Here is a 16,587-nt window from a genome sequence, read left to right as displayed (position 1 = left end):
GGCGCGCCGCGTTGGCGCGGCGCGCGAAATGGGATTCGTGACAGTGCAGGCGCCGCGTCAGGCGTTGCGTTCGCCCAGCAGCAGGCTGGCCAGCAGCCACGAGATCACACTGTACAGGATGGAGCCCAGCAGGGCCGCCCAGAAGCCGCCGACGGTAAAGCCCGACAGCAGGTTGCCGACAAACAGGAACAGCAGCGCGTTGATGACGAAGATAAACAACCCCAGCGTCAGCAGCGTGACCGGCAGCGTCAGGATCACCAGGATCGGACGGATCAGCGTATTGACCAGGCCCAGCACCAGCGCCGCCAGCATCGCCGAGCCGAAGCTCTTGATGTGGATCGACGAGATGAGGTACGGCAGCACGAACAGCGCAACGGCGTTGATGACCCAGACGACCAGTAGTCTCATGACGGCTCCTTGAATGTGGTTTCTCCCCTCTCCCGCAAGCGGGAGGGGGAGCCCTGCCTTCCTGCGCGGATCAGTAGCGGTAGTGGTCGGCCTTGTACGGGCCTTCCTTCTTCACGCCGATGTACGCGGCCTGCTGTTCGGTCAGCTCGGTCAACTGCGCGTTCAGCTTGCGCAGCTGCAGGCGCGCCACCTTCTCGTCCAGGTGCTTGGGCAGCGTGTAGACGCCGACCGGATACTTGCCGCTGTCGCGTTCCTGCCAGAGTTCAATCTGGGCGATGGTCTGGTTGGCGAACGAGCTGCTCATCACGTACGACGGGTGGCCGGTGGCGCAGCCCAGGTTCACCAGGCGGCCCTTGGCCAGGATGATCAGCTTCTTGCCGTCGGGGAACCTGACGTGATCGACCTGCGGCTTGATCTCATCCCATTCGTACTTCTCGATCGAGGCGATGTCGATCTCGTTGTCGAAGTGGCCGATATTGCAGACGATGGCCTGGTCCTTCATCTTTGCCATGTGGTCATGGGTGATGACATGGTAGTTGCCGGTGCAGGTGACGAAGATATCGCCATGCTCCGCGGCGTAGTCCATGGTCACCACGCGGTAGCCTTCCATCGCGGCCTGCAGCGCGCAGATCGGGTCGATCTCGGTCACCCACACCTGCGCCGACAGCGCGCGCAGCGCCTGTGCGCTGCCCTTGCCCACGTCGCCGTAGCCGGCCACGATGGCAACCTTGCCGGCGATCATCACGTCGGTGGCGCGCTTGATGCCGTCCACCAGCGACTCACGGCAGCCATACAGGTTGTCGAACTTGCTCTTGGTCACCGAGTCGTTGACGTTGATGGCCGGGAAGCGCAGTTCGCCCTTCTGGGCCATCTGGTACAAGCGGTGCACGCCGGTGGTGGTTTCCTCGGTCACGCCGCGGATGGCCTCCAGGTTGCGGCTGTACCAGCTCGGATCCTTGGCCAGCTTTTCCTTGATGGCGGCGAACAGGTAGGTCTCTTCCTCGCTGCCCGGCTTGGCGATGAGCGACGCGTCCTTCTCGGCGCGCGCACCCAGGTGCAGCAGCAGCGTGGCGTCGCCGCCGTCGTCCAGGATCATGTTGGGGGTGCCGCCGTCCGACCAGTCGAAGATGCGGTGCGTGAAGTCCCAGTATTCCTTCAGCGATTCGCCCTTGAAGGCGAACACCGGCGTGCCGCCGGCGGCGATCGCGGCAGCGGCGTGGTCCTGGGTCGAGTAGATGTTGCACGAGGCCCAGCGCACGTCGGCGCCCAGTGCCTTGAGCGTCTCGATCAGCACGGCGGTCTGGATGGTCATGTGCAGCGAGCCGGCGATGCGCGCGCCCTTGAGCGGCTGCGCGGCGGCGAATTCGTCGCGGATCGCCATCAGGCCGGGCATTTCGGTCTCGGCAATGGCGATTTCCTTGCGGCCCCAGCCGGCCAGGTTGATGTCGGCGACGAGGTAGTCTTGCTTCAGGTCGGTCACAGCGTTCATGTTTCACTCCCGGTGAAGAGTGGCGCGCAGGTGACGAGTACGGGGAATCTGGCAGCTGTGGCATGGCGCAAGGGCACATGCGAAGCACGCGGATAGGTCGACTCGCCTCCGTGCGGACCACGGATCAGCGAGCGCCGTTGAAGACAGTCCGAGCCTGGCGGATGGCATGGGGCGGCTGTGCCGCCGGCCGCGCGATGTGCTTCGCGGGCCTCCATCCGTTGCAACGCTCCTCGGAGTGGCGGTATTGTAGCGTGCCCGGGCGCCTTGCGCACCGGCTCCCTCCGATTCCTGCACAGATGATCCCAACGCCACCCCGTACCCTGACCATCGCCGGTTCCGACTCCGGCGGCGGCGCCGGCATCCAGGCCGACCTGAAGACCTTTTCCGCGCTGGGCTGCTTCGGCATGAGCGCCATCACCGCGATCACCGCGCAGAACACGCTGGGCGTGACCGGCGTGCACGCCATTCCCGCCGACATGGTGGCCGCGCAGATCGATGCCGTGGCCAGCGATATCGGCGTGGACGCGGCCAAGACCGGCATGCTGGGCACCGCCGCCATCGTCGAGGCCGTGGCCACGGCGGCGGACCGGCACGGCATCCGCAAGCTGGTGGTGGACCCGGTGATGATCTCGACCTCGGGCGCGACGCTGTCCGATGACGCCACCACGCAGGCCATGGTGCGACTGCTGTTCCCGCGCGCGCTGCTGGTCACACCCAACCTGCCCGAAGCCTCGTACCTGCTGGGGCGCAGGATCGCGCGCCGCGCCGAGATGGAACAGGCCGCCGCCGAGCTGATCGCGATGGGCTGCCCCGCGGTGCTGCTCAAGGGCGGCCACCTCGAAGACGGCGCCGCCGCCGGCGGCCTGGATGACCTGCTGATGCTGGCCGACGGAAGCGTGCGCGTGTTCACGCATCCGCGTGTCGATACCCGCAACCTGCACGGCACCGGCTGCACGCTGGCCGCCGCGATTGCCGCGCAGCTGGCGCGCGGCGATGCGCTGGAGGCTGCAGTGGGCACGGCGCTGGACTATGTGGCACAGGCCATCGCGGCGGGCGCGGGGCTGCGGCTGGGCGCCGGCAACGGGCCGCTGAACCACTTGTTCGCGCCGCGCGCGCTGGGTTGACAGACATGACGATGCTGGCCGATATCGACCTGCGCAGCGATCTGGATGCCGCGTTCTACCTCAAGCATGAAGTCGTCGACGTGGTGTTCGCCACCGGGCCCGGCGAGCTGATCAGCCGCGAGGGACCCAACCGCTACCAGCCCGGCGATGCGCTCATCACCAGCCGCGGCGGCGACCGCTGGTGCGTCTCACGCGACCGCTTCGACCCCAAGTACGAGGCCGTGCCGCCGCTCGCGCACGGCCAGGACGGCGCCTACCGCAACAAGCCGATCCCGGTACTGGCGCGCGAGATGCACGAGGCCTTCAGCATCGCGCGCAGCGCCGGCGGCGACGTGCTGCACGGCAAGCCGGGCGACTGGCTGATGCAATACGCGCCCGGCGACTATGGCATCACAGAGCGCGCACGCTTCGAACAGGTGTACCGGCCGCTGCAGGACTGAGCGGCCAGGCCGACGCCGGGGTCAGTTGCCGCCGGCGGACAGCGGCACCAGCTTGAATGCGGCGCGCGCCACGCACACCACGGTGCCGGCAGCATCCTTGACCTCGCCCTCGCAGAATGCAATGCGCGCGCCGCGCCGCAGGCAGCGCGCCTCCAGCGTCAGCTCGCCGCGCGCGGCCGCCAGGAAATGCGTGGACATATCGATCGTGATCACGCCGGTTTCCAGCGGCGCATGCGAGCGCGCGGCGCCGCTCAGCGTAAAGTCCAGCGTCGCCATCAGCGTGCCGCCATGCACATCGCCGCGGCTGTTGACCAGCGACGGGTGCGCCGGCAGCCGCGTGCGGCAATAGCCCTCCTCGATAAGCTCCGGCTGCAGGCCGAAATAGCGCATCAGCGGCACGTCGATGCCGAAGTAGGGCTTCTCGGGCGTGCCGGGGGCGACGGGGGTGATTTCGGGGGCGGGCTGGGAGGACATGATGGGGGGATGCTGGGTGGTTGGCGGGGAGTGCTGCCCAACATCATAACGGCGGGGTCCCGTTCGGTTCCCGCGGCTGGGCGAATGTCGCACAAATCCTGGCGCCGCGCGCGCCCTTCAGAGCACCTGCCGCATCGCCACCCGCTGCCGCAGCCCCGCAGCACGCTGCGCCGCCAGCGCATCGGCCAGCAGCGGACACAGCTCGTCGTCTCGCAGCTGGCGAAACCCGAGCGACGCATAGAACGGAGCATTCCAGGGCAGGTGGGCAAAGGTGGTCAGGTTGAGCGAGTGCGATCCCCCCGCCCGCGCCCAGCCCTGCACCGCCCCTACCAGCGCCCGCCCAATGCCGCGGCGCCCGTGGTCGGGGTGCACATCCATTTCATCGAGATAGGCGTACTCGCCGTTGCGGCTGGCCAGCGCAAAGCCGGCGAGTTCCCCATCGCGCTCGGCCACCCACAGGCGCGCTTCGCGCTGCGCGGCGGCCAGCACCGGCTCGGGCGTGCTGACCAGGCGCAGCAGAGCCGGCAGGTCCGCGTCAGGGAAGAGCGCTGCGGCGGCCAGTTCGATATCGGCCAGGCGCGGCACCTCGTCGGCCGCTGCCAGGCGGATGTGCGCAGCAGCAGCCATGGCTGACTCCGCGCTCAGGCAGCGGGGAACAGGCTGGCCAGGCGGGCCACCGCGGCCGGCACGTCATCAGCCTCGGTCACCGCGCGCACCACGGCGGCACTGCCGACACCGACGGCCAGCACCTCGCGCATATTGGCCGCGTTGACGCCGCCGATACCCACCAGCGACGGGATCACCGGCTGCATCAGCTTCACATAGGCGCGGAAGCGGCCCATGCCCTGCGGCTGGGTCGGCATCACCTTGGTGGTGGTCGGGAAGATCGCGCCCAGCGCTAGGTAGCTGGGGCGGATCGCGGCCACGCGCAGCATCTCGGCATAGCCATGGGTGGAGACACCCAGGCGCAGGCCCGAAGCGCTGATCGCGTCGAGGTCGGCATCATCCAGGTCTTCCTGGCCGAGGTGGATGCCGTAGATGCCGCTCTGCTCACCACCGTTGGCGGCGCGGTAGTCGATCGCGGCCTGCCAGTGGTCGTTGACGAACAGGCGCGAAGACGAGCCCTGCATGGCCTTCGCCGCGCGTGCGATCTCGGCGCGCACCGCGGCCGGGTCGTCGGACTTGAAGCGCAACTGCACCGTCGGCACGTTCAGCGGCGCCAGGCGCTCGATCCATTCGGCGCTTGGCACCACCACGTACAGGCCCAGCGCGGGGCACGGCGCGAACGGCGCCGCGGCCTGCTCTGGCGCCACCAGGGCGGCGTGCCGCACGTGCGGGAAGCGGGCAAAGTCGGACGGCCAGTCGGCCGAGCCCGGCTCCCAGGCACGTGCCAGGCACAGCGCGTCGTGCGCGGGGAAATGCAGCGACAGGCTGGCCAGCAGCACCGCGACAAAGGCGGGCGAATGCGGCTGGTCGGTGTCTGCGGCGACGGAGAAGACCCACGTGCCCATCGGCGAGCGCACGGTGTCGACCCACTGGCCGCCCTCGCGGTCGGTCTCGATCAGCGTGGCGCCCGCGGCGGCGACGCGCGCGATCGTGCCTGCGTCGGCTTCGCCGTCGAACAGCAGCACGTCGTGGGCGCCAGGTTGCGCGGGCGCGTCGGCCAGGCGCCAGGCCTGCCACGGCTTGTCATCGACGCCGAAGGTCTCGCCATAGTGTTCCAGCACCGCCTGGCGCAGCGGGCCGTCGCTGGCGGCATGCACGGCGCGGCGGGTCATGCGCGCTGCTCCGTGCTGTCGGCGTGCCAGAACGGCATGCCGACCACCGGGGTGCTGGCCTGCGCCACCTCGCGCTCGGGTATCGGCCCGGCCAGGTAGGCGGTGCGGCCGGCCTCAACGGCCTGCGCAAAGGCGCGCGCCATATTGACCGGGTAAGCGGCCTGCGCCACTGCGGTATTGAGCAGCACGCCGTCGTAGCCCCACTCCAGCACCTGCGCCGCATGCGACGGCAGGCCGAGGCCTGCATCGACAATCAGCGGCGTGTCGGGCAGGCGCTCGCGCAGCACGCGCATCGCGTGCGGGTTGACCGCGCCGCGGCCGGTGCCGATCGGGGCGGCCCATGGCATCAGCGCCTGGCAGCCAACGTCGAGCAGGCGGCGGCACAGCACCAGGTCCTCGGTGCAGTACGGCAGCACCTTGAAGCCTTCCTTGATCAGGGTCTCGGCCACGGCCGGCAGGTTCAGCGTATCGGGCTGCAGCGTGTAGTCGTCGCCGATCAGTTCCAGCTTGATCCACGGGGTCTCGAAGACCTCGCGCGCCATCATCGCGGTGGTGATCACTTCCTGCGCGGTGAAGCAGCCAGCGGTATTGGGCAGCACCGGCACGTCCAGCGCCTTGAGCATCTGCCAGAAGGCCTGGCCGCCCTCGCCTGCACCCACCGCGCCCTGGCGGCGCAGCGCAACGGTGATCATGGCGGGCTTCGAAGCCTGCACGGCGGCCTCCAGCGTGGCCGGCGACGGGTAGCGCGCGGTGCCCAGCAGCAGGCGCGAGCCGAACGACTCGCCATACAGCACGAACGGGTCGCGCAGGGTTTCGGAAGGTTCGAATGTCATGGGTCAGCCTCCCGTCACGGGTTGCACGAGGTCGATGCGGTCGCCGGCCGCAAGCAGGGTGTTGGCGTGGGCGCCGCGCGGCACGAACTGGCCGTTGACCGCCGCGGCAAAGGGGGGCGCGATCTGCGCCGCGCTCACCGCGTCCGCCAGCGTGGCGGAATCGGCAAGGGCGAGCGGTCGGCCGTTGAGCAGGATATCCATGTCTGTCATGCGTTAGTGCAGCAGTCCGCCGGGTGCGGCCATGGTGGTGGTGGCGGGCGCTTCGGTCACGGCCTCGATCATGCCAGGCCAGCGCAGCGCCGCCGGCACCGCATGGGCCGCGGGATCGCCCTTGAGCAGCGCGCCCACCACCGCGCACGCGGCCTCGGTCACCGCCGGCGCAATCAGAAAGCCATGCCGGTACAAGCCGTTGACGCGCACCACGCGCGCGCGCTGGTCCACGCGGATCGCGGGCAGGTGGTCGGGCCGCGTCGGGCGCCGCTGCACGTTCAGCTCCAGCACGCGCGCTTCGCCGAAGGCGGGATGCAGCGAATGCGCCGCCGACAGCAGCTCCAGCGCGGAACGCACGCTCATGGGCGAATCATCCTCGCTTTCTAGCTCGGTGGCACCGATCACGTACAGGTCGTTGGGCTTGGGCGCGATATAGATCGGGTAGCGCGGATGCAGCAGCCGTACCGGCCGGTGCAGCCTGACGTCGGGCGCATGCACGCGCACCACTTCGCCGCGCAGGCCGCGCAGCCCCGGCTGGGTGCCGCCGGCAGTGCCGCCCACCTGTGCCGGCCAGGACGCGCGCGCGCCCAGGCCGCGGCAGTCCAGCACCACGTCGGCACGGATGCCGAGCCTGGGCAGCGATTCGGCATCGACCTCGCCGGCCTCCCAGACGCAATGCACGCCTTCGCTGACCGCGCACGACAGCAGCGCGCGCAGCGCGCCACGGTTGTCGAGCTGGCCTTCGCCGGCCAGCAGCAGGCCCTGCGGGAAGCGGCCCGCCAGCGCGGGCTCGACTTCGCCCACGCCCTTGCCGTCCAGCGCGCGCAGCCGCTGCGACACCAGTTCGGGCGGCGCCACCGCGCGCACACGGCTGGTGAACAGCGACATCTCGGCGCGGTCGCGCGCATGCCAGACCACCAGCGTGCCGTCCTCCTGGAAGAAGACCGGCTCAGGCAATTCGGCCAGCCACGCGCGCCACAGGTCGATGCTGGCGATGCCCAGGTCGACGATGCGGCGCTCGGCAATGGCCGATTCCGCCAGCGGCGCCAGCATGGCCGCGGCCACATAGGCGGCCGAGCCCGCGCCGTCCGGACCGGCCCGCTCCACCAGCGCCACGCGGGCGCCGCTGCGTACCAGTTGCCAGGCGGCCAGGCGGCCGGCAAGACCGGCCCCGAGGATGGCGACGTCAAACGACTGCACTGCTGTCATGAGGGGTGTAGTGCCGGACGCGCCATGCGGCCGCGTCCGGCCTCCTTGTTGTCGGTGCCGCCGCGCGGGGCGCTGCGCGGCGGCGGATCATGCGCGGGCATGGGTTGCGACGCCATGCCCGTACTGCCTGTCACGGCATCACGAGTAGATCTTGCTGCCCTTCTTCAGGAACTCGATCGACTTTTCTTCCATGCCCTGCTTCGCTTCCTTGGGCAGCGACGCCGCGTAGTCGCGCACTTCCTGCGTGATCTTCATCGAGCAGAACTTCGGCCCGCACATCGAGCAGAAGTGGGCGATCTTGGCGCCTTCGGCCGGCAGCGTGGCGTCGTGGTACGAACGCGCGCGTTCCGGATCCAGGCCCAGGTTGAACTGGTCTTCCCAGCGGAATTCGAAGCGTGCCTTGGACAGCGCGTTGTCGCGCAGCTGCGCGCCGGGCCAGCCCTTGGCAAGGTCAGCAGCGTGGGCCGCGATCTTGTAGGTGATGATGCCTTCGCGCACGTCTTCCTTGTCCGGCAGGCCCAGGTGTTCCTTGGGCGTGACGTAGCACAGCATGGCGGTGCCCATCCAGCCGATATTGGCCGCGCCGATGCCGCTGGTGATGTGGTCGTAGCCGGGGGCGATGTCCGTCACCAGTGGTCCGAGCGTGTAGAACGGCGCTTCATAGCAGTGCTTCAGCTCTTCATCCATATTGGCCTGGATGCGCTGCAGCGGCACGTGGCCCGGGCCTTCGATCATCACCTGCACATCGTGCTCCCACGCCTTGGCGGTGAGCTCGCCCAGCGTGCGCAGCTCGCCGAACTGGGCGTCGTCGTTGGAGTCCGCGATGCAGCCCGGACGCAGGCCGTCGCCGAGGCTGAACGACACGTCATAGGCCTTCATGATTTCGCAGATCTCATCGAAGTGCGTGTACAGGAAGTTCTCCTTGTGGTGCGCCAGGCACCACTTGGCCATGATCGAACCGCCGCGCGAGACGATGCCCGTGACGCGGTCGGCGGTCAGCGGCACATAGCGCAGCAGCACGCCGGCGTGGATGGTGAAATAGTCCACGCCCTGCTCGGCCTGCTCGATCAGCGTGTCGCGGAACATCTCCCAGGTCAGGTCCTCGGCAATGCCGCCGGTCTTGTCCAGCGCCTGGTAGATCGGCACCGTGCCGATCGGCACCGGCGAGTTGCGCAGGATCCATTCGCGCGTCTCGTGGATGTGCTTGCCGGTGGACAGGTCCATGATGGTGTCGGCGCCCCAGCGGATCGACCACACCATCTTTTCCACTTCCTCGGCCAGCGACGAGGTCACAGCCGAGTTGCCCAGGTTGCCGTTGATCTTGACGCGGAAATTGCGCCCGATCGCCATCGGCTCCAGCTCGGTGTGGTTGATGTTGGCGGGAATGATGGCGCGGCCCGAGGCGATTTCCTGGCGCACGAATTCCGGCGTGATGTCTTCCGGACGCAGCGGCAGGCCGGCGCCCAGCGCGTTGCCGGGGTGCTGGCGCAGCAGCGCCTTGTATTCGGGCTTGTCGTACAGCGCCTGCAGGTTCAGCGATTCGCGCAGCGCCACGTATTCCATTTCCGGCGTGATGATGCCGCGGCGCGCATAGTGCATCTGCGACACGTTGGCGCCGGCCTTGGCGCGGCGCGGGTTGGTCAGCTGAGCAAAGCGCAGGTGCGCGGTGGCGGGGTCGTTGGCACGGTCACGGCCGTATTCCGACGACAGGCCCTTGAGCACTTCGGTATCGCCGCGCTCATCGATCCACTTGGCGCGCAGCGCCGGCAGGCCGGCCTTCAGGTCGATATGCACGTCTGGGTCGCTGTACGGGCCCGAGGTGTCGTACACCGGGATCGGCGGATTGGACATCTCGCCCTTGTCGGTGCGCGTCGAGGTTTGCAGGATGGTGCGCAGCGGTACGCGGATATCCGGGCGGCTGCCGGTCAGGTAGGTCTTGCTGGAAGCCGGATAGGCGAATTTCTGGTCGAGGTCGCTTTCGAGCGATTCGAAGGATGCAGCGGGGGCAGTACGGGCCATGGGTGTCGTCCTCTCTCTTGCGGGGGTGGACGAAACCAGGAGCCTTGTGAGCGCTGCCTGGGGCCTGGGGCCTGGGGCGGCGAGTCCCGGAGGGACTGGAGACTTGGTCTTGTGAAACTTCCCACGCCGGTACTAGCCGGATCGGGTTCGAAGGGACTCTCTCAGCCGCACGGCCCATCCGTACGGCACCCCTGTTTCATCCAACGGGGTGAATTTAAGCACAAGCCCCCCGCTGGCGCTAGTGCCAATTGACCTCCATTTGTGGTGCCACAGCTGTGCGCACAGGTATCAAATAACGCATGCTGCAGCGCATGAATCCCACGCAAGGGCATGACAATGCACTCAAACGCGCGTCACGTGCTCTACCATGCAAGCAGGACGCGTCCACCTTCCATGCCGCCATGACTGAAGCTGCCACCCACCGCGTATTCAACCAGGTGCCCGATCTCGCGCACTACAACCTGTTTGCCACCGACCCGTCGCTGCGCGGCGCGCTGGATCGGCTAGGAGGCGGCTGGCATGCCGCGGCGCTGGGCCAGTTCGGCGCGCGCCTGGGCGAGCCGGAAGTCCAGCAATGGGCAGCCGATGCCAATCGTCACACGCCCGAGCTGCACACGCACAGCCGCACCGGCGAGCGCATCGATGCCGTGGATTTCCACCCGAGCTGGCACGCGCTGCTGGGCTTGCTGCGCAGCCAGCAGCTGCAGGCCCTGCCCTTCGCCCAGCCGCGCGCAGGCGCATGGGTGGCGCGCACCGCCGGCTACTTCCTGCAGGCGCAGGTGGAATCCGGCTCGCTGTGCCCGCCCACGATGACCTTCGCCAGCATCCCGGTGCTGCGCAAGGAAACCGCACTGTTTGCCGAACTGGAGCCGCGGCTCTATGCGACCGAACACGATGCGCGCGACCTGCCGTGGCGCAGCAAGAGCGCGATCTTGATCGGCATGGGCATGACCGAGAAGCAGGGCGGCTCGGACGTGCGCGCCAACACTACCGTGGCGCGCGCGGTGCGCGGCGAAGGCCGCGGCGCGGAATACGCGCTGACCGGGCACAAGTGGTTCTTCTCCGCGCCGATGTGCGATGCGCACCTGGTGGTCGCGCGCATGGGCGCCGAAGACGGCCCGCTGTCGTGCTTCTTCGTGCCGCGCTTTCGCGACGACGGCAGCAAGAACGCGGTGCTGATCCAGCGGCTCAAGGACAAGCTCGGCAACCGCTCCAATTCCAGCAGCGAGGTGGAGTTCCGCGACGCCACCGGCATCCTGATCGGCGAGGAAGGCCGCGGCATCCCGACCATCATCGAGATGGCAACCAGCACGCGGCTCGACTGCGTGATCGGCAGCGCCGCGATCCTGCGCGCGGCCTATGTGCAGGCGCTGCACCATGCGCGCCACCGCAGCGCCTTCGGGCGCCTGCTCGCCGACCAGCCGCTGATGCGCAATGTGCTGGCCGACCTGGCGCTGGAATCCGAAGCGGCCACGCTGCTGATGATGGAACTGGGCCACGCCTTCGAGCACGCTGGCGATGATCCGCTCGCGGCGGCATGGAAGCGCGTGGTCACCCCCGCGGCCAAGTTCTGGGTCTGCAAGCGCACGCTGGAAGCCACCGGCGAAGCCATGGAAGTCTGGGGCGGCAACGGCTACGTGGAAGAAGGCCCGATGGCGCGGCTGTACCGCGAGGCGCCGGTCAACTCGATCTGGGAAGGCTCGGGCAACATCATGTGCCTGGACGTGCTGCGCGCCATCCAGCGCAATCCCGACGATGCCACGCGCTTGCTGCAAGACCTGTCGCGCCGCGCCGGAGGCCATCCGGCGGTACGCGCGGAACTGGCATCGCTGCAGGCCATGCTGCACGAGAACCCCGAACTGCTGGAAGCCAATGCACGCCGCTTTGCGCAGGGGCTGGTGCTGACCGCACAGGCCGCGCTGATGCTGGCGCATGCCGATACCGAGAATGCGGAGCTGTTCGTCGCCAGCCGGCTGGGACGGCAGCACGGGCGCGTGTTCGGCACGCTGGATACGGATGCCGATGTGCTCAAGCGGGTGTTCTCGCGCGGCTTCGAAGGCTGACGATTCAGGCCTCCATCGATTCCAGCACCCGCAGCATCACCCGCGGCGCAAAGCGGATCAGGTCATGCGCGCGCTCGCCGATCATGATGGCGGGCGCATTGATGTTGCCGCCGACCAGGGTCGGCATCACCGACGCATCGACCACGCGCAAGCCCTCGACGCCGCGCACGCGCAATTGCGGGTCCACCACCGCCATCGCATCCATGCCCATGCGGCAGGTGCCCACCGGGTGATAGATGGTGTCGGCATGCTCGCGGATCATCTCGCGCACGGCAGCGTCGTCGCTGCCATCGGCACGCAGGCCGGCGGAATATAGTTCGCGCCCGCCGAAGCCGGCCAGCTGCGGCTGCGCAAAGATGCTGCGCACGATGCGCACGCCAGCCACCATGTCGTCCAGGTCGCGCGCATCGCTCAGGTATTGCGGGTCGATCAGCGGCGCGCGCCGGATATCGTGCGAGGCCAGCCGCACCTCGCCGCGGCTGCGCGGGCGCAGCACGCAGACATGGCAGGAATAGCCGTGGCCGAAGTTCAGCCGGCGCATGTGGTCATCCGCCATGCCGACCACGAAATGCAGCTGCAGGTCGGGCTCGGGCAGATCCGGGCGGCTGCGCAGGAAGCCGCCTGCCTCGGCGAAGTTGCTTGACATCATGCCGGTGCGCTCGCGCCGGTAGCGCAGCATTTCAGACACCAGCCGCGCCACGCCGCCGAACGACACGCCGAACAATTCAGGCACGGCCACGCGCTTGTGCAGCACGATGTCGAGATGGTCCTGCAGGTTGGCGCCCACGCCAGGCAGGTCATGCACGACGGCGATGCCGTGTTCGCGCAAGTGCGCGGCGGGGCCGACGCCCGACACCATCAGCAGCTGCGGCGAGCCGAATGTGCCCGCGCACACGATCACGTCGCGGCGCGCGCGCAGCAGTTGCCGGCGGCCCTCGCGCACCACCTGCACCCCGGCCGCATGGCGGCCTTCAAAAACGATGCGCAGCGCCTGCGTATCGGTCAGCACCTGCAGGTGCGCGCGGCCGCCGTTGCAGGCCCGGTCGCGCTTGTTGCCACCGTGCAGGTAGGCACGCGCCGCGTTCCAGCGTTCGCCCGCGTGCTGCGTGACCTGGTACCAGCCCACGCCCTCCTGTTCTTCGCCGTTGAAATCGTCGTTGCGCGGGAAGCCCGTCTGCTGCGCGGCCTCAATGAAGCGTTCGGCAAAGGGGTTGGGGGTGCGCAGGTCGCTCACGTGCAACGGGCCGTTGCCGCCGTGCAGCGGGTCGTCGTCGCTGCCGGCCAGGCGCTCGTTGCACTCGGCGCGCCGGAAGTACGGCAGCACGTCGTCCCACGACCAGCCGTCGCAGCCGGCGGCGGCCCACGCGTCATAGTCGGCGGCACGGCCGCGCGTGTAGATCATGGCGTTGATCGAGGAACTACCGCCCAGCCCGCGCCCGCGCGGCTGGTAGCCGCGGCGGCCGTTCAGGCCCGGCTGCGGCACGGTTTCATAGCCGTAGTTGCGTGCCCCCGCGCGCGGCAGCAGCGCGGCAAGCGCCGCGGGTGTGCGTACCAGCACATGGTGATCGTGGTGCCCGGCCTCGACCAGGGCAATGGTGTCGTCGCCGCTGTCGGCAAGCCGCCCCGCCAGCGCACAGCCCGCCGAGCCCGCGCCGACGATGACGTAGTCAAAGGTGGTTTCCATCTGTCTCCCCGCGAGTCCGCAGGCGGCGCGCGTGCGTGAGCCGGGCCGCGCCAGTGCGTGCGCGCCCTGTCCGTCCAGCGGATGGCAAGCTGTGAGATTCAGTGTAGGCGCTAGCCCGGACGGTGGAGAAGCCCGGTGGCGCGGGCCGCCGGCGCTGCGCAGACGGGCGTTTGAATTGCCCTTCTGGTAGGAAACTTCCATTGCCATGGCTGGCACGCTGCCTTATCGTGCGCGGGAACACGCGGACCGCTGCACCGCCACCCGCCGCGATCCGCTTCCCCTTTCCCCGCACGTCCCTTGCCCAGGAGCGCAGCAATGCGAGAAGTCCCCGACCTGTCGGCCGTCTTTGGCGCCATGCACGTCGCGTCCAGGCGCGACCAGCTGCCCGCCTGGACCGTGCGCGCCGACCGCCTGCGGCGCCTGCGCCGGCTGGTGACAGGGAACGAGGCTGCCATTGCCGCCGCCATCCACGCGGACTTCACCAACCGGCCGCGGCAGGAAACCGCGCTGCTGGAGGTATTCCCGAGCCTGGGCGGCATCGACGACGCGCTGCGCCACGGCAAGCGCTGGATGCGCGTGCGCCGCGCCGCCACCGGCTTCTGGTTCCGCCCGGGCCGCTCGCGGCTGGTGCCGCAGCCGCTGGGGGTGGTGGGCATCGTGGTGCCCTGGAACTATCCGCTGTACTTGACGGTGGGGCCGCTGGCCGGCGCACTGGCGGCGGGCAACCGCGCCATGGTGAAGCTGTCGGAATACACGCCGCGCTTTGCGGCCTTGTTCGCGCAACTGGTGCCGCAGCACTTTGCGCCGGACGAGATCGTGGTGGTCAACGGCGATGCCGAGGTGGCGAGCGCCTTTACCGCGCTGCCCTTCGACCACCTGCTGTTCACCGGTTCGACCGCGGTCGGCCACCATGTGATGCGCGCGGCGGCCGCCAACCTGACGCCGGTGACGCTGGAACTCGGCGGCAAATCGCCGGCGATTATCGGCGCCGGCGCCGACCTGCCACGTGCGGTGGAGCGCATCCTGGTGGGCAAGCTGATGAACGCGGGCCAGACCTGCATCGCGCCAGACTACGTGCTGGTGCCGGAAGACCTGCGCGGGCAGCTGGTGGAGGCGGCACGCCAGTGCGTGGGCCGGCTCTATCCGGACCTGGCGCGCAACGGGGACTACACCAGCATCATCAGCCCGCGCCACTTCGCGCGCCTGGCGGCGCTGATGGAGGAAGCCGCGGCGCAAGGGGCGACCGTGGTGCCGCTGTCCGATGCGCAGCCGGACGCGCAGGCGCGGCGCCTGCCGCCGGTGCTGCTGCTGGATGTACCCGAAGGCGTCACGGCGATGCGCGAGGAGATCTTCGGGCCGGTGCTGCCCGTGGTGACGTACCGCACCCTGGACGAGGCGGTGGACTACATCAATGCGCGCCCGCGCCCGCTGGCGCTGTACCTGTTCGAGCGCGACCGCGGCGCCATCGGCCATGTGATGAAGCAGACCGTTGCCGGCGGCGTCACCGTCAACGACACGCTGTTCCATATCGCCCAGGACGGCCTGCCCTTCGGCGGGGTCGGCGCCAGCGGCATGGGCGCCTATCACGGCCAGGCGGGCTTCGACACCTTCTCCAAGGTGAAGCCGGTGTTCCACCAGGCCGGCCTGAACGGCGCCGGCCTGCTCAAGCCGCCTTACGGCAAGACCTTCGAAACCATGTTGCGCCTGCTTTTGCGTTGATCAGGACACCAGCATCGGCCGCCCGAGCATGCGCGACAGCACCGCCTCGGGCGAGTGGGTGTGGTCGGAAATCGCCTGCGGCGCCAGGTAGATGGTCTGCTCCATCATCGCCCGTCCGCGCATGGCGGCGTGCAGCAGCTGGTCGCTGAAGACGATCCAGGTGGAACCCGGCGGGAAGTGGAATTCCTGCTGCGGCACCTTGGCCTGGTAATCCAGGTCGGCCTTGGCCAGGTCATGCAGCTGCAGCATGCGGTGGTCGTATTCAGAGCGCTTGCGCTTGGTGATATGCAGCAGCTTCATCAGCGCCGCCTGCCCCGGCCACATGCCATGGGTCTTGGGCACGAACTTCTGCGCAAAATCGCCGAACGGCTCGCCCACGCGCCACACGCGCGCCGCGGCCGGGTCGATATTGTGGAACACGCGCAACAGACGCTTGCCCAGCATCGGGTTGGACGGGAACGAGTCCACGTGCAGGCGGGTGTCGTCCTTGCGCCAGCTGACCGGGCGCCCGGCGATCTCGCTGGGCCGCAGCGACGTGCCGGCGCGCGTCATGTGCGGGATGTATTCCGGGAACAGCGTGCGCACCAGCAATTCGCTGTTGTCGGCGTAGCGGCGGATCAGCGTGTACAGGTCCGCCAGGTCCTGCGGGCTGCCCTGGGCGCCGCGCACCGCGGTGTCGTCGGCGCGCAGGTTGATGTTCTTGGACTTGCCGTCGGAATAGCGGCTGTCCAGGAAGCGTTCTTCGCCCGGCTGGAAACGGAAATTCAGGTTCGGGAAGTACAGCACGGCGCCCTGCTCCAGCTCGCGGCGCAGCGTGGCGCGTTCCTCGGCCGTGACCTGCGGCGCCCAGTCGGTATACGGCCGCGGGCGGATCAGGTTGAGCTGGCCGGCGGCGGCGGGCGGCTGGGTTGAAGTCGAGGGGGCAAGGACAGGCGCTTCGGACATGGCATCCTCTGGAGACGGTCACCAGTGTTTGGGGTCGGCCGCCGGCGTGGCGGCTGGGGATGGCGGGATTTTACTCCCTGCCGCTTGCGGTGGCGCCGGCGTCACGCGGCGACTGGACCAGGATCAAGTCCGCGTAAAAAAACCCCGCGGGCCCTTGCGGGCCGGCGGGGCTTGCCGTCAGTGCTGCTGGCG

15 protein-coding genes and 2 riboswitches are annotated in these 16,587 nt (G+C 68.9%); of the genes, 4 read left to right on the top strand and 11 right to left on the bottom strand.

Features of this window, described 5'->3' with window-relative positions; all coding sequences use genetic code 11:
- Positions 1-57: 57 nt before the first annotated feature.
- Positions 58-408, bottom strand: coding sequence for a phage holin family protein (locus RS901_RS07445; RefSeq protein ID WP_316152481.1), 351 nt, complete (start codon positions 406-408; stop codon positions 58-60).
- Positions 409-478: 70 nt separating this feature from the next.
- Positions 479-1,897: an adenosylhomocysteinase gene (ahcY, locus tag RS901_RS07440; RefSeq protein ID WP_316152479.1), complete on the bottom strand. Its 1,419-nt coding sequence runs from the start codon at positions 1,895-1,897 to the stop codon at positions 479-481.
- A gap of 122 nt (positions 1,898-2,019) precedes the next feature.
- Positions 2,020-2,135: riboswitch (S-adenosyl-L-homocysteine riboswitch) on the bottom strand.
- A gap of 58 nt (positions 2,136-2,193) precedes the next feature.
- Here ahcY and thiD point away from each other — a divergent pair.
- Both thiD and RS901_RS07430 read left to right on the top strand, forming a co-directional pair.
- Entirely contained in the window at positions 2,194-3,021 is an 828-nt protein-coding gene (gene thiD, locus RS901_RS07435) for a bifunctional hydroxymethylpyrimidine kinase/phosphomethylpyrimidine kinase (RefSeq protein WP_316152477.1), read from the top strand.
- Positions 3,022-3,026: 5 nt separating this feature from the next.
- Complete coding sequence (locus tag RS901_RS07430) at positions 3,027-3,461, top strand: PGDYG domain-containing protein (protein ID WP_316152475.1); 435 nt, start codon at positions 3,027-3,029, stop codon at positions 3,459-3,461.
- 21 nt (positions 3,462-3,482) lie between these two features.
- Here the strand turns inward: RS901_RS07430 and RS901_RS07425 are convergent, their stop codons facing one another.
- The 7 genes from RS901_RS07425 to thiC form a co-directional block, all read right to left on the bottom strand.
- Complete coding sequence (locus tag RS901_RS07425) at positions 3,483-3,935, bottom strand: PaaI family thioesterase (RefSeq protein ID WP_316152473.1); 453 nt, start codon at positions 3,933-3,935, stop codon at positions 3,483-3,485.
- Positions 3,936-4,052: 117 nt separating this feature from the next.
- Positions 4,053-4,562 carry a GNAT family N-acetyltransferase gene (locus RS901_RS07420; protein ID WP_316152471.1) on the bottom strand — a complete coding sequence of 170 codons (510 nt, stop codon included), beginning with the start codon at positions 4,560-4,562 and terminating at the stop codon, positions 4,053-4,055.
- 14 nt (positions 4,563-4,576) lie between these two features.
- Positions 4,577-5,713 (bottom strand): thiamine phosphate synthase, encoded by a 1,137-nt coding sequence (locus RS901_RS07415; RefSeq protein ID WP_316152469.1) that lies wholly within the window; start codon positions 5,711-5,713, stop codon positions 4,577-4,579.
- Positions 5,710-6,546, bottom strand: a complete 837-nt coding sequence (locus tag RS901_RS07410; protein WP_316152467.1) for a thiazole synthase — start codon at positions 6,544-6,546, stop codon at positions 5,710-5,712. The genes RS901_RS07415 and RS901_RS07410 overlap by 4 nt, the downstream gene beginning before the upstream one ends.
- 3 nt (positions 6,547-6,549) lie before the next feature.
- Positions 6,550-6,747 (bottom strand): sulfur carrier protein ThiS, encoded by a 198-nt coding sequence (thiS, locus tag RS901_RS07405; RefSeq protein ID WP_114131108.1) that lies wholly within the window; start codon positions 6,745-6,747, stop codon positions 6,550-6,552.
- Positions 6,748-6,759: 12 nt separating this feature from the next.
- A complete protein-coding gene (locus tag RS901_RS07400; RefSeq protein WP_316152464.1) occupies positions 6,760-7,965 on the bottom strand; it encodes an FAD-dependent oxidoreductase in 1,206 nt (401 codons plus the stop codon).
- 138 nt (positions 7,966-8,103) lie between these two features.
- Positions 8,104-9,984, bottom strand: coding sequence for a phosphomethylpyrimidine synthase ThiC (gene thiC, locus RS901_RS07395; RefSeq protein ID WP_316152462.1), 1,881 nt, complete (start codon positions 9,982-9,984; stop codon positions 8,104-8,106).
- 101 nt (positions 9,985-10,085) lie between these two features.
- Positions 10,086-10,187, bottom strand: a riboswitch (TPP riboswitch).
- 198 nt (positions 10,188-10,385) lie between these two features.
- Here thiC and RS901_RS07390 point away from each other — a divergent pair.
- Positions 10,386-12,047 (top strand): acyl-CoA dehydrogenase family protein, encoded by a 1,662-nt coding sequence (locus RS901_RS07390; RefSeq protein WP_316152459.1) that lies wholly within the window; start codon positions 10,386-10,388, stop codon positions 12,045-12,047.
- 4 nt (positions 12,048-12,051) lie between these two features.
- Here the strand turns inward: RS901_RS07390 and RS901_RS07385 are convergent, their stop codons facing one another.
- Positions 12,052-13,731, bottom strand: a complete 1,680-nt coding sequence (locus RS901_RS07385) for a GMC family oxidoreductase (RefSeq protein ID WP_316152457.1) — start codon at positions 13,729-13,731, stop codon at positions 12,052-12,054.
- A 315-nt stretch (positions 13,732-14,046) separates the two neighbouring features.
- On the opposite strand from RS901_RS07385, the gene RS901_RS07380 reads away from it, so the two are divergent.
- Complete coding sequence (locus RS901_RS07380; protein ID WP_316152455.1) at positions 14,047-15,450, top strand: coniferyl aldehyde dehydrogenase; 1,404 nt, start codon at positions 14,047-14,049, stop codon at positions 15,448-15,450.
- Here RS901_RS07380 and RS901_RS07375 read toward each other — a convergent pair whose 3' ends face one another.
- Positions 15,451-16,395: a Kdo hydroxylase family protein gene (locus RS901_RS07375; protein ID WP_316152453.1), complete on the bottom strand. Its 945-nt coding sequence runs from the start codon at positions 16,393-16,395 to the stop codon at positions 15,451-15,453.
- Positions 16,396-16,587 lie beyond the last annotated feature (192 nt).

This window comes from Cupriavidus sp. BIC8F, assembly GCF_032465815.1.
In the GTDB taxonomy this organism is placed as follows: domain Bacteria; phylum Pseudomonadota; class Gammaproteobacteria; order Burkholderiales; family Burkholderiaceae; genus Cupriavidus; species Cupriavidus necator.
Note: the sequence above shows the minus strand (reverse complement) of the source record. Positions and strands in the feature narration are given on the sequence as shown.